The sequence below is a fragment of the Phycisphaeraceae bacterium genome (assembly GCA_019636795.1).
Lineage (GTDB): Bacteria > Planctomycetota > Phycisphaerae > Phycisphaerales > UBA1924 > JAHBWW01.
This window is the reverse complement of the sequence record JAHBWW010000005.1, coordinates 220,403-233,407: the sequence shown is the minus strand read 5'-3', so window position 1 is coordinate 233,407 and position 13,005 is coordinate 220,403. Positions and strand designations below refer to the sequence as shown.

Annotated in this window: 15 protein-coding genes; 10 read left to right on the top strand and 5 right to left on the bottom strand. The window is 60.6% G+C overall.

What is annotated here, in order from left to right:
- Positions 1-33: 33 nt before the first annotated feature.
- From cyoE to KF757_11865, 4 genes are read left to right on the top strand one after another with little or no spacing between them, the layout of a single operon-like run.
- Entirely contained in the window at positions 34-999 is a 966-nt protein-coding gene (gene cyoE / locus KF757_11880; GenBank protein ID MBX3323680.1) for a heme o synthase, read from the top strand.
- Positions 996-1,913, top strand: a complete 918-nt coding sequence (locus KF757_11875; protein ID MBX3323679.1) for an ABC transporter ATP-binding protein — start codon at positions 996-998, stop codon at positions 1,911-1,913. Before cyoE ends, KF757_11875 begins: the two co-directional genes overlap by 4 nt.
- Positions 1,910-2,665 (top strand): ABC transporter permease, encoded by a 756-nt coding sequence (locus tag KF757_11870; GenBank protein MBX3323678.1) that lies wholly within the window; start codon positions 1,910-1,912, stop codon positions 2,663-2,665. Before KF757_11875 ends, KF757_11870 begins: the two co-directional genes overlap by 4 nt.
- 20 nt (positions 2,666-2,685) lie before the next feature.
- Positions 2,686-3,378, top strand: a complete 693-nt coding sequence (locus KF757_11865) for an SCO family protein (protein MBX3323677.1) — start codon at positions 2,686-2,688, stop codon at positions 3,376-3,378.
- Positions 3,379-3,469: 91 nt separating this feature from the next.
- Here KF757_11865 and KF757_11860 read toward each other — a convergent pair whose 3' ends face one another.
- Positions 3,470-4,075 carry a sigma-70 family RNA polymerase sigma factor gene (locus KF757_11860; protein MBX3323676.1) on the bottom strand — a complete coding sequence of 202 codons (606 nt, stop codon included), beginning with the start codon at positions 4,073-4,075 and terminating at the stop codon, positions 3,470-3,472.
- A 383-nt stretch (positions 4,076-4,458) separates the two neighbouring features.
- Between KF757_11860 and KF757_11855 the strand changes: the two genes are divergently transcribed.
- Positions 4,459-4,869, top strand: a complete 411-nt coding sequence (locus KF757_11855) for a hypothetical protein (GenBank protein MBX3323675.1) — start codon at positions 4,459-4,461, stop codon at positions 4,867-4,869.
- On the opposite strand, the gene KF757_11850 is transcribed toward KF757_11855, so the two are convergent.
- The 3 genes from KF757_11850 to tilS are packed head-to-tail and all read right to left on the bottom strand — an operon-like array spanning position 4,838 to position 7,379.
- Positions 4,838-6,094, bottom strand: coding sequence for an aminopeptidase P family protein (locus KF757_11850; protein ID MBX3323674.1), 1,257 nt, complete (start codon positions 6,092-6,094; stop codon positions 4,838-4,840). The two genes, KF757_11855 and KF757_11850, sit on opposite strands and share 32 nt — an antisense overlap.
- Complete coding sequence (locus KF757_11845; protein ID MBX3323673.1) at positions 6,091-6,477, bottom strand: hypothetical protein; 387 nt, start codon at positions 6,475-6,477, stop codon at positions 6,091-6,093. The genes KF757_11850 and KF757_11845 overlap by 4 nt, the downstream gene beginning before the upstream one ends.
- The gene (gene tilS, locus KF757_11840; GenBank protein ID MBX3323672.1) at positions 6,474-7,379 is read right to left on the bottom strand and encodes a tRNA lysidine(34) synthetase TilS; all 906 of its coding nucleotides are present in this window, start codon (positions 7,377-7,379) and stop codon (positions 6,474-6,476) included. The genes KF757_11845 and tilS overlap by 4 nt, the downstream gene beginning before the upstream one ends.
- Between tilS and KF757_11835 the strand changes: the two genes are divergently transcribed.
- Positions 7,325-7,480, top strand: a complete 156-nt coding sequence (locus KF757_11835) for a hypothetical protein (GenBank protein ID MBX3323671.1) — start codon at positions 7,325-7,327, stop codon at positions 7,478-7,480. The two genes, tilS and KF757_11835, sit on opposite strands and share 55 nt — an antisense overlap.
- A gap of 28 nt (positions 7,481-7,508) precedes the next feature.
- Entirely contained in the window at positions 7,509-8,057 is a 549-nt protein-coding gene (locus KF757_11830; GenBank protein MBX3323670.1) for a hypothetical protein, read from the top strand.
- On the opposite strand, the gene KF757_11825 is transcribed toward KF757_11830, so the two are convergent.
- Positions 8,014-9,024, bottom strand: a complete 1,011-nt coding sequence (locus KF757_11825; GenBank protein MBX3323669.1) for a serine/threonine protein kinase — start codon at positions 9,022-9,024, stop codon at positions 8,014-8,016. The genes KF757_11830 and KF757_11825 overlap by 44 nt on opposite strands.
- A gap of 63 nt (positions 9,025-9,087) precedes the next feature.
- Between KF757_11825 and KF757_11820 the strand changes: the two genes are divergently transcribed.
- From KF757_11820 to KF757_11810, 3 genes are read left to right on the top strand one after another with little or no spacing between them, the layout of a single operon-like run.
- Positions 9,088-9,684 (top strand): RlmE family RNA methyltransferase, encoded by a 597-nt coding sequence (locus tag KF757_11820; protein ID MBX3323668.1) that lies wholly within the window; start codon positions 9,088-9,090, stop codon positions 9,682-9,684.
- Positions 9,681-11,609, top strand: a complete 1,929-nt coding sequence (locus KF757_11815) for a BatA and WFA domain-containing protein (GenBank protein ID MBX3323667.1) — start codon at positions 9,681-9,683, stop codon at positions 11,607-11,609. Before KF757_11820 ends, KF757_11815 begins: the two co-directional genes overlap by 4 nt.
- 10 nt (positions 11,610-11,619) lie before the next feature.
- Entirely contained in the window at positions 11,620-13,002 is a 1,383-nt protein-coding gene (locus KF757_11810; protein ID MBX3323666.1) for an alkaline phosphatase, read from the top strand.
- The last annotated feature ends 3 nt before the right edge of the window (positions 13,003-13,005 follow it).

The window sequence follows — 13,005 nt, the reverse complement described above, 5'->3', positions numbered from 1 at the left end:
GGCTAGAATCCTGCCACGTCGGAGCCGTTCCCGTTGAGCAGGACTACCGCGATTCCAAACCCCGCACTCGATACGCGCGCCTCCGGGCTTGCATGGTTTCGTGCGCTCATCGAGACCACCAAACCCGGTATCACACGCCTCGTCACGATCACCGCTGTTGTCGGATTCCTCCTCGGTGTTCTTGCCCGTGAACAATCCACCGTCGGGCTCGCGCTTTCCGTCGGCCTCATCGTCACCCTCGGCACCGCCTTCTCCGCTGCAGGCGCCAACGCACTCAACCAATGGTGGGAAGCCGAACGCGATGCACGCATGGCCAGAACTCAGCGCCGCCCTCTCCCCGCTCTCAAACTCGCTCAGTCAACCGTAGTCAAACTCGGCATCCTCCTGACTCTTCTCGGCACCGGCATCCTCTTCCTCGCAGGACCCGTCCCTGCACTCATCGGCCTTTCGTGCACACTCACCTACGTCCTCCTCTACACCCCACTCAAAACCTGCTCCGCATGGTGCACGCTCGTCGGTGCCATCCCGGGCGCCCTGCCCCCACTCATCGGCTGGACCGCTGCGCACAGCGACGCCGGCATCGCTGCCGCTTTCGAACCAGGCGCGCAGTCCCTCTTCTGGCTCATGATGGTCTGGCAGATCCCCCACTTCATGGCCATCGCGTGGATGTATCGCGACGACTACCAAAAGGGCGGAATGCGCATGCTCCCCGTCATCGATCGCAACGGCAAGGGAACCGCATTCGTCGTGCTCTTCACCGCTATCCTGCTCATTCCAGCAACCCTCTGGCCCGCTATCACCATGCACAATCTGATCGGCATGGTCTACCCCATTGTCGCTCTGGTCAGTGGCTTCATCTTCCTCTGGCTGTGCATTCAACTCGCTCGCTCGCGAACCATTCCCGTGGCTCGCAAAGTCTTCTTCGCCTCCATCATGCACCTCCCGCTCCTTCTCCTTGTCATGGTCGCAGAAGCCTTCGTCCGGGTCGTCGTGCTATGACCACAGCGCCCGCACACCACACATCTCCTGCGATCGAAATCTCCAGCCTCGAAATCTCCTACAGCAGGCACGCACCCAACCTCGCCCTGACTCCAACAACACTTGCTGTTGACGCTGGTCAATGGCTCGCGCTGCTAGGCCCGAATGGATCCGGAAAGTCGTCTCTCCTTCGCGCTGTGGCAACACTCACCAGGCCTACTGCAGGCTCCATTCGCATCTTCGGCCACGATCCCGCAACTTCTCCTGATGCCCAAGGCCGAGCGCGCGCCGCGATGGGCATTATCTTCCAATCCACCGCACTCGACGCGCTCCTCACCGTACACGAAAATCTCGCACTTGCTGCTGCGGCGTATGGTGTATCCAAGGCTCAAGGCCGCATCCGCGACGTCGCCACCTCGCTTGGCATCGCCGATCGCCTCGATGACCGCATCGGCACACTCTCCGGAGGCCTCGCACGCCGGGCAGATCTCGCGCGGGCCTTGCTCCATCGCCCGCGCCTCCTCTTGCTCGATGAACCCACAACCGGTCTCGATCTCGAATCGCGCCTCCGATTCCTCGATACGCTCACAGCCCTTCACCACCGCGATGGACTCTCCATTGTCTACGCCACTCATCACATGGACGAGGCCGAACATGCCGATCGCGTCATCATGTTGTCCCGAGGCTCCGTCGTCGCTGATGACTCACCAGAAGCACTCACAAACCGACACACAGGCGTCCGCATCCATTGCGACGATCCAGTCTCACCCGAACTCGCATCGCGACTCAAGAACGCACCCATCGCACACCCTGACGAACTCCAGCAGCTGGTAGCAGAACTTCTCCACGCAGGCGCACGCTTCCGCGTCGGCCCCGCAACGCTTGCCGATGCATACCTCGATCTCACCGGGACGCCACTGGAGCAGCCCTCGTGAACCTCCTGGCCATCCAACTTCTGGTTCGGCGAGATCTCGTGCGATTGGTGCGCCAGCCCGCGCGCATCGTCGCCACCATCGCCACGCCACTCCTCCTGGGTTTGTTCCTCGCCAGCGGATTCGCACGCGCAGCCTCTCCACTCGGAGCCGACTATGGCCAATACCTCCTCGCCGGCATGCTTGTCCTTGTCGTCATGTTCAGTTCAATCTTCAGCGCCATCTCACTGATCGACGATCGTGAGCGTGGCGTCCTACAAGGACTCTTGGTCAGCCCGCTGCCATGGCGTTCCATCGCTCTGGCACGCCTCATCGGTGCTGCAATCGCCGCATTGGCGCAGGCTTGTGTTCTGCTGCTCGTGGCCGTCGCGTTTGGTCTGGCCGAATTCAGTTCGCGTCTGATGCTCGCCTTGCTCGCGCTCACACTCGTTTCCATTGGAACCACCGGCCTCGGACTCACCATGGCGTGGTTTGTTCGTTCCAAAGAAGGCTTTCACGGCATCATGAACCTCGTCCTCATGCCCATGTGGCTTCTCAGCGGCGCATTCTTCGACACCGACTCCGCGGCACCCTTCCTCAGCGCGATCATGTCGCTCAATCCGCTTATGCACGCCACCGAAGCCCTCCGCGCCTCCACTCTTCACAATGCCGATGCATCGGCCATCAACTGGATCATCGCCGGCGTCTACGCTCTTGTCGGGTTTGGCCTGGCGATGCAATCCATCGGCCGACCCACGCGGCCCGGAACCATCTGATTCAAACGGAGAACCCACGCATGTCCAAACAACGCGCACCAATCGGAATCATCGCTGCCTGTGCTGTCGTTGTTGCAAGTGCCGCCACTGCCGTCGTCATCCTGCTCGGCCCTTCGCGCCACCGTAGCACCGAGGTCATTCTCGATGCCGCGATCATCCCGGGCCAGACCCCTGACCTCCTTCAAGGCATGGAGATTCCGCCCTTCAATCTCATCGATCAGAATGGCAACCCGGTCGACCAAACCATGTTCGAAGGCAAACTCACTATCGTGGACTTCTTCTTCACGCGTTGCCCAGGGCCATGCCCGATGATGACGCAGCAGATGCGGCGCCTTCAACAGGCACTTGCAGGCACCAGTGTCCAGTTTGCCAGTTTCAGCGTCGATAGCCAGAACGAGCCGCCCGAAGTCCTCGCCGCATACGCCCGCGCAAACGGTGCCGACACCTCCAACTGGACATTCATCACCGGCGACGATGCACAAATCTATCGCATTGCCACCGAAGGGCTCTACTTCGCTCTCGAACGCGACCCGTCAATTCAGATTGATATCGGCGGAGGACAGACGACCGACAACATCATCCATCCCACACACCTCATTCTCATCGGCCCCGGCCGCGAAGTCTGGGCGCTAGCCGGGTTCACCAACGAGGAGCACATCCAACTGCTCATCGATCGAACGCGGACGCTCGCAAAACGAATCGAGCGCCGCTAGAACGCCCGGCAGAAGTGCGTCCGCAGCCTCGCGAGAGCGCAAAGTCGGCGCCGGCGACATGCGCACCATCAATGTATCCAGAAGTCTTCGCCTAGCCCGCTCTTTGGCCAAACCGGACTCGACCTGACTGATCTCGCTCTGTGCTGTTTCGTCCCTTGCCATCCGCACTCCGCCCCGGCTTATCTTCTAGCGGACCCGCATGATGCTTCATGCGTTGCAGCCCGCGAAACTTCCAGTTGTTCACCGACGATGTGTTGACACCCAGCGACGCCGCTGCCTCCTCATAACTCAGGCCACGCAGCACAATCAGCCGCACCGCCTCCTGCTCCCGCTCGCTCAGGGTGTGCATCTTCTCGCGAACCGATTCCCCCAGATCAAGGCGATCACACTCGGGCTCCTGAGGATCAATACCAAACGCCCCGCGAGCAATTCTCTGATCATTCACATGCCGCTCGAACTGCTGTCGGCGGCGGTACGAACGCTTGATCAGATTGTCCGCGATCTTGAGAAGATAACTCACTTCCACCACGCGCGTTTCAAGATCCACAACATCGAGCAATCGAACGAACACTTCCTGCGCCACATCCTCGGCTGCCGAAGCATCCACCGATCTTCGGGCAAAGCAGTACACACGCTCGTAGAACTTCTCGAACAGTTTGAGTACCAGAAGCGCCTGAGACTCCGAAGCAAACGCCATGGATTCCTCCCTGCTGCAGTGGCGACGCCCAACTCGTCACCCTCGGCCTGATCCACTCGCCCAGAACAGGCATGTCCGAAAAACGAACCAGTCGGATACACAGACAGGGTCGCACAATGAATCCTCGGCAATGTCCGCTTCCCACTTGATACTCAAGACATATGCCGACAATATGGACAATACTCGATAAGCGGATCCTTTTCTACGCTTTGTCATTCCCTCGTACATCAATCCCGCAAATTGAGGCTTTTTCCGAGAAAGATCCAAGAACCGGTTCGATTGTTCTAACAGAGATTCACTTCGCTTGTCAAGTCACACCTGACTTCTTCACGCCCACATCTCGGTTGGTGGACAACTCAGACATGAACATTCCGGATGACGAAATGTCAAATCACGGACGCGCACCGAACCTGAGCGCAAAAACTGCCGACACCCCCCTTGTCGCCTGGGCACGATCCCTCAGCACATCGCGACGCGCGAGCCTCATCAGTGAAATTGTCCGCTCCGCTGCCACGATTGTGCGCGACTCGCGTGTGCGGCAACGCGTCGATGGCAACGAATCGGCCCTCGCGGTTTCGCTCTTCTTCGCCTATGCCCGCGCGCACAATCTCGGCCCAGCCGAAGTCGAAGCCCTGCTCGAACGCCCCGGAAGCGACGGCATCGAAGCCCTCGAAGTCCTCGGCATGTCGCGCAAACCACTCGCCTCGCCGGGTCGGTCTGCCTCTCGCGTGGACGCTCGTGATGCTTCTGGCAGCCGCTGCACTACGCCCGGGCGGAGCGAGAACGTGAACTGAGCGCACGCCGAGCGGACTTCATCGCCGCCTCAACCTCGTCAGCCGTGCGCGCAATCTCGCGCGTCAGATTCACCCGCCCATTCGAGGTGACCAGAACATCATCTTCGATCCGGATGCCGATGCGCTGGTCCTTCAGGTAAATTCCGGGCTCGACTGTCAAGATCATCCCCGGTTCGAGTTTGCCATTGGTCTGCGGATCATGCACATCGATGCCGATGTGGTGTCCGATCCCGTGGATGAACGCATCACCAAGCCCGGCGTGCTCGATCACGTCGCGGCTGGCGCGATCGACATCGACGAAACTCGCCCCGGGACGGACAGCACGAATGCCGGCATCGAGCGCGCGCAGAACGATGTCGTACATCGCGCGCTGCTCCTTGGTGAATCGGCCGCTGACGGGAATAACCCGTGTCACGTCGGCGCAATACCCGCCGAACTCCGCACCAGCGTCGATCAGGAGCAACTCCCCGTCGCTGAGCGTTGCATCGTTGTCGTGGTAGTGAAGCACAGTGGCGTTGAGCCCCGACCCCACGATTGAGTTGTATGCGGGGCGCGAGGCACCTCCAGCGACAAACCCCTCTTCGAGTGCCCGTTGCACATCGCGCTCATTCGCGCCGGGAGCGATCGTGCGCATTGCGGCTTCGTAGCCGACCTGAGTTGCGTGCACAGCCTTGCGCACAAGAGTCTGCTCTGCGCGCGATTTAACAGCACGCATCGCTGGAAGTACATCCGTGCGGTCCTCAATCGCGAGGCCCGGCACCCGCTCGGCCACCTTACGGAAGATCGTGAGGTCCGATGTCGGCGGCGCGTCGTACACCGCAAATGGGTGGAGGCAAGCGGCACGCTTGGTACGCGTCAATGCCTGCGTCAGGAGCGTCGGGAGCGACGTTGTGCGCATCACGGTCTCGAACCCGAGACCCTCGCGCATGTCCTCACCGATCATCTCCCGATAGCCGTCCCAGCGTTCGAACTCGGGGTCGATGGGCTTGAGAAACAGGATCACCCGCCGCTTCGGATTCGGGTTGGTGCCATCAAAAAGGATCGAAGCACCAGATTCACTGCGAATCCCGGTCAGGTAGTAGAAGAAGGAGTCGGCTTCCCATATTCCTCGCAGAGGCGGAGCGCCGTTGCCCGACTGGACCAATCCGACGGCGCCTTTGAGCGAGCGAAGCACGCTAGCCCTCCGCGATTGAAACTCTTCGACTTTGATGGGGCTGTTGATCATGCTTTCTCCGTTTGGATAGCACTGCGTATGCGCTCTTTGGTTTGAGGTGAACGAAGGGTGCTTTTGCCAATTCCTGGCAACGCGCCGCGCTCTATGGCCTGCTGCTGGGCGTCAGCAAAGTTGCTGACGAGCATGACGCGTGCCTGAGGCGAAGCGGTGACTACTGAATCGATCAGGTCGAGTCCGCTCGTGTTCGAGAAATTGCCATCAAGTACGCGGTTGATGAGCAGGAGGTCTGCCCGGTCGACTGCAGCGTGGACATCGGCATCAGTTGTGACTGAGACGAATTCCGCTTCAGGCACCGCAGTTCGAACGGCGGACTTGAGCATGGAGGAGTCCGCACTGCAATGCCCGATGAGGACGATGCGTGGAGTCTGACTCACGGTTCATTCCCCTTGATGATCACACGTTCACGGTCAATGACGATTGTAACGGCTCCGACCTGAAAACTTCGAACACCACCCACTGTATCCTGGATAGCGGACACGACCCGATCCGTCACGGCGGTTCCGATTCGGTCGAGCCGAGCACCTGCCGAGTGTGTGCTGATTGCGCGGCGTACGAGTTCACCGACAATCCACGGATTGGCGTCGCGCAAAGCAGCTCGATCCCATGCATAGGGGGCGTTGCCCGATTCCTGCGCAGTTGACATCAGGCTGCGAATCTGCGGCTCGATCAGGTTCGTGAGGCGACGAACCTGCTCGGCGGTGCGGCCAGCACCGGCCAGTACGCGCGAGTCGATCTGTTTGAGGGCGGGCACAACGCTCGCACGAATGGCTGCGCGTGTGTGAGCAGGATCCATGTTGGTCAAATCAACCCGCCAGACATAACCACAGGCGGCGCACAGGTTCTCGCACTCGGCCCGCGAGAGCCCGAGCATGGGCCTCACGAGCGTGGACCCATTCATAGACCGCGTTGGAAGAATGCCGCGCAGCCCCCGCAGGCCGGAACCGCGAGCCAGGCGCATGAGGATAGTTTCGAGTTGATCATCGGCCTGATGGGCGGTGGCAACGAATGGACAGCCCGATGCCTGCGCCAAGTCGTTCAGGGCGCGATAACGAGCCGCTCGTGCTGTGGCTTCGCAGTTGCCGGGCAAATTCCGCACTTGGACTTGCGAGTGCACGAAGGGGAGGCCGAGCGAACGCGCAAAATCTGCGGTGGCATCGCGATCGGCCATCGCTTGTGGTTGTTCACGCAGATCATGGACGATGTGTGCAACGACGATCGGGCGTGAAGCAAGTGCCAGGACCAGTGCGGCAGAATCTGCGCCCCCTGAACATGCCACCAGAGTTGCACGTTCAGAGTCTCGAACTGCCGAACCACCTGTCAGGCATCGCCACGCCTGACGCACCCGCCGAACGAATGGATGACGTGGCGAAGGGGTAGTCACAAGGTCGGAGGACGACATCGCACGATGATAGGTCAGGAGCTCCAACATACTGAACTGATTCCGACAGCCGTCGATGGAGAAGCAAAGAGCGAAAGCCAACTTCTGCCCACCATGCTGCTGGCGTTCGGAACGCTCATTCTGGTGATCACGATCACGAGGCTGCTGCGCAAGGCGACAAACCGGCAGCGCACGCAAGTCGCGGAGTCGCCTCGCGAAGTCATCACCCGGGTGCGTACCGAAGCGACTGCCTCGCGCGAGCCCCTGTCAACGATGATGGCCGAGGCGAGCGAACTGAGCAGGACTTTGGCCAAGACGCTTGATGCCAAGGCGGCGCGATTGGAGTTGCTGATCGAACAGGCGGACGAGCGGTTGCAGACTCTGCGTGAACTCGTCGCCAGTGCGCAAGCGCATGAGACAGGGCCATCCGCATCAGGACAACTTGATCGGCAGGTGGTGAACATGGCTGACGAAGGATGCGATGCCATTCAAATTGCTCGTAAACTGCATTGCAGTATCGGCGAGGTTGAACTCATTCTCGCTCTGCGTCAGTCGACGTATCGGAGCGGCGGATGAGGTTGCGCAGCCTCGCCCCAAGCCCCGGGCGGGGGGGTTCATCGGTGGGCAAGCGCACAACCGTGCCTCGAATCGGCTGGCCGGCGATGAGCCGACGTACTTCGTCCGCGAGGTCCGCAGCATTTTTGTAGCGATGTGCACGATTCGGAGACATCGCAACGAGCATGACGCGTCGATGATCTTCGGTAAGGTCGCCCTCGAGCGATGGAAAGTTTGGCTCGCCCTGGCGAATCTGTTGCAACAGATCGGCGGCTGCCTTCTTTGAGCTGTCGTATGGCAACTGTCCGAAGATAAGCTGATAGAGCACCACGCCGAGGGCGTAGACGTCGGCGGAGGCATCGAGCTGGCCGTGCAGGCCGAGGATCTGCTCGGGCGGCATGTACTGCACTGTGCCGAGCATTTGTCCATCCTGGGTGTGCATGGTTGAGGTGCCGTCGGCGGTGAGACGTGCGACGCCGAAGTCGAGAATCTTTGGCCCGCCTCCCATCTCGATAACGATGTTCTGAGGCTTGAGGTCGCGGTGCAAAACTCCCTGCCCATGCGCGTAGGCCATTCCATCGCACACGCGCGCGAAGAGTTCAACCTTGAGTTTGACAGTAAGGTCGTTGATCTCGGCGTGTCGAACGAGGTGGTAGCCCGGGACATACTCCATGGCGTAATAGTGACACGGCGCGATGCCGAGGGTTGCAACGCCAGCGTCGTAGATCTTCGCGATCGCGGGATGCTCGAGTCGCTGAAGAATCTCGATTTCCTGCACGAAGCGACGACCTGCACTTGCGGATTCAAGACCCGGGCGCAGGACCTTGAGGGCCGCGACCTGATTGGTGTCGCGATGCTCGACAAGGTAGACGATGCCCATTCCGCCCGATCCGATACGTGCTGCCACGTTCCATGGTCCGATGGAGGTGGGATCGAATGCCTTGGATCGCTTTCTGGCGGCTGCGGCCTGGGTTCGCGCGGCGTGCACGGCATCGGATTGTCCCGAGTCGGGTTGATCCACGGTTTGAACTCTCGCTCCTACAGTGCTTCGATGCCTCAAAAGCGGCAACTTCACGATAGGTTCTTTCGGCAGGCCAAGAGTGAGGGTTATGTCGCGCGTTCTGCGTACAAGCTCATCGAGATTGATGACAAGTTCAAACTGCTGGGCAAGGCGAGGAAGGTTCTGGATCTTGGGTGTGCTCCAGGCTCGTGGCTGCAGGTTCTGGCCGAGCGGTGCGGGCCGAAAGCCGAGATTCTGGGGATTGATCTCAAAGCGATCGAGGCCTCGGTGCCGACGCATGTGCGCACATTGATCGGCGATGTGACGAAAATTGATGCCGTAACGCTGCCGATCGCTCCGCCATTCGATGTGATCATCTCGGACATGGCTCCTAACACGACGGGTGCGGGGGATGATCTGCGGTCGGCAGCGTTGTGTCGCGAGGTGCTGAGACTGTGCCCGGCGCTGATGCGGACGGGCGGATCGCTGGTGATGAAGATTCTGGAGGGCGCCGAGACGGCCGAGGTGCTGCGTGAGGCGCGAGGCATGTTCGAGCAGGCCCGGATGTTCAAGCCGCAGGCGAGCCGCGATGTCTCGCGCGAGACGTTTCTGATCGCGCAGCGATTTCGGGCACAGGATCAGGCATGACGCTGCTTGCGCCTATTCCAGCGTTGATTGCTTTGGCTGTGACACTGCCCGTGCTGATCGGGCTTTATCTGCTCAAGCTTCGACGGCGGCCGATGACGATCAGTTCGACTTTGCTGTGGGAGCAGGCGGCGCATGATGTGCAGGTGAATGTGCCCCTGCGTTGGATTCCTCCATCGCTGCTGTTGTTGTTGCATGCGTTGATTCTGCTGTTGTTTCTGGTTGCACTGGCTCGGCCTGCGATCGAGGGTTCATCGGCGGCGGTCGCGCGATGTTTTCTTCTGGTTGATTGCTCAGCCTCGATGAGCGCGACCGATGGAGTCGGCGGGCAGTCGCGGCTTGATGCGGCCAAGGAAGACGCGGTCGCGTTCGCGCGGGATCTGCTCTCGTCAAGCGGTCAGGTCAGTGTGAGTGTCGTGTCGTTTGCGCATGAGGCGGCGGTGGTAGGGCGGCCGGTAATGACGCTTGGCGAGGTACGTGCCGCTCTTGCAATGATCGAACCGACAGATCAGCCAGGACGCATGGCACCGGCGCTGCGGATGATCGAGACCCTCTTGCAACACTCAGCACAAGAGGAGAGCCTGGATGAGTCACCGCTGGTTGTGGTGTTTTCGGATGGGGGCTCAAATGATGAAGGGCCGCTGGCAATCGCGGGAGCACAGGTGAGTTTCTCGGCTGTGAAGACAGCGCGCGATGCGATTGACAACGTCGCGATTGTCAGTTGTTCGGCCATGCGCAGCGATGAGGATCCGGCTAGCGTGACGATGTTCGTCCAGTTGCAATCGACAAGCATGGAGGCGATCACGGTGCCCGTGTCGCTGCTGCTTGATGGGCGGGAAGTTGCACAACATGCGATGCGGGTGCCGGCCGCATCGCGAGAGGAACCTGCCCAGACGGGACAGAGTTTCAGACTGCGCGTACCTGGCAATGGGCTCATCACTGTTGTGATTGGGCGAGCCGATGTGCTTGAGGCCGACAATGTTGCCAGCGTGTACCTGATGACCCCAACGAGGCCAAGGGTTTTGTTGGTGCATCCGGATGCAAGGGCGGGGAATCCGTTTCTTGTCGATGCACTTGGGGAGTTGCCGCTTCGATCGTTGCGGGTGATTCCTGAGTCACAGTTCGAGGCTTTTGCGGCGTCGGGGGCTGATGCGTTTGATCTGGTCGTGTTCGAGGGTGTGGCAAGACGCACTCTGGGAGGTATTCCGACACTTTCATTTGGCGAGCCGCGCGATGGGGTGGCGATGCGTAATGGTGGATTCGTACTGTCGTGGGATCGTCGTTCGCCGGTGCTTCGCCATGTGGCGCTGGATGCGATTCAAGTCGGGCGTTGGGCTGGGCCTCCGGACGCGGAGGAGCTTGCCCGAGTTGGTCGCGTGTCGGATATTGCGCTGCTGTCGGACGGCCCTGCCATGCAGGTTGTTGAAGGATCGGGCGGGCGGCACCTGGTCGTTTCGTTTGGGTTAGAGCAGTCGAACTGGCCTCTGCATCACAGTTTCCCGATCTTTCTTTTCAACGCGGTCGAGTTTCTGACCGACGCGGAACGTGGCCGGACATCGACGAGCTGGAGCACGACCGAGCCGGTGATTGTCGGGACACGGGGCACGCGCGGGGATGTGCGAGTGCAGGGACCGATCAACGTGCAACTGTCGCGGCCCGAGCATGCTGGCGCGATGTCTCTGGGCGTGCTGCCCAAGGCTGGGGTGTATCGTGTGGAAGGGGCCGATGTTCCTGTTCTGGCGATCAACATGTTTGACGCTCGTGAGAGCAGGCTTGATCGGCGTGAGCGATTGACGATCAGTGGCGTCGAAGCGGTCCCGCTCGACGAGGTGCAAGGATTGCGCGAAATCTGGATGTGGTTTGTTGCTGCTGCGGGTGTGCTGCTCATCATCGAGTGGTTCGTGTATGCTGTTCGGGTGAGGCTGTAGGAGGAATGACATGAGACATGGACTGGGGCGTCGTGAGTTTCTGGGCATTGGTGCAGCCGGCGGGCTGCTGGCTGTGGGGCCTGCGCTTGGTCGCGCCCCGACGGTGCGACCTGCGCGAGCGGGAACTGCGCGAAATGTGATCTTCATGGTTTCGGACGGCATGAGCCAGGGCACGCTGACGATTGCCGATGTGATGCTGCGGCGGGTTCATGGCCGAGGATCGCACTGGGCTGAACTCTGGTTGCGCGAGGGTTCGCGGCGGTCGGTGATGCAGACGTATTCGGCGGATGCGCTGGTGACGGATTCGGCAGCTGCGGGTTCGGCCTGGGGGATCGGAGAGCACGTTCATAACGGCGCGATCAATGTCACGCCGGATGGACGCAAGCCCGAGCCCCTGCTTGTGACCGCTTCAAAGGCCGGCAAGGCGACAGGATTGGTCACGACCACGCGTGTGACGCACGCGACGCCAGCGTCGTTCATCGCCAATGTCGCATCCCGCAGCAGCGAACAGGAGATCGCAGATCAGATCATCGAACGCAAAGTGGATGTTGTGCTTGGTGGTGGAGCGCAGTACTTCGCGGACTCGGTCATCGCACGCGACCCGGATTTGCGCGTGGTGCGCACGGCCAAGGAACTTGCCGACATGCCAAAGGAAGGTCGCGTGCTTGGGCTTTTCCAGAACAGTCACATGAGTTACACGCTGGATCGTGAGGCGCACGAGCCGACGCTGGCCGATATGACGCGCGAGGCTCTTGAGCGTCTGGGTTCGCGAGCAGGTGGGTTTGTGCTTCAGGTTGAAGGCGGGCGTGTGGACCATGCTGCACACAGCAACGACGCGTGCGCGCTCATTCATGACCAGATCGCGTTTGACGACGCGATTGGAGAAGCTGTCAGATTCGCTTCTTCACGCGATGACACGCTGCTCATCGTGACCACGGATCACGGCAACGCTAACCCGGGATTCACGCTCGGCAGGAGCGCGTGCAACCGTGGACTTGAGCGAATCGCCCAAGCCAAGCACTCGCTCGACTGGGTTTCTGCGCAGGTGTCGAGCGGGCCACAGGATGAAGCGGGGCTCGTGAGTACAGCGGCCCAAGCCCTGCACGCGGCGACCGGAGCGACACTGACCAAGGATGAAGAGGCCTGGGTGAGCCGAACGATCATCGAAAAGGCGCGCGTCGACGGGTTTAACGCGGCCAACGGCACAACCGGTTCGATCGGAGCCTTGCTCGCCAATCATCTCGCGGTTGCCTTTCTCAGCCCGAACCACACGTCGGACATGTGCGAGGTGACGGCCTTGGGACCGGGTGCGGAGCTGGTCAAACCATTCATCGACAACATCGATCTGCACACGATTGCATTACAGGCGTTGGCGCTGGCTGAGCGGCCGTGAATT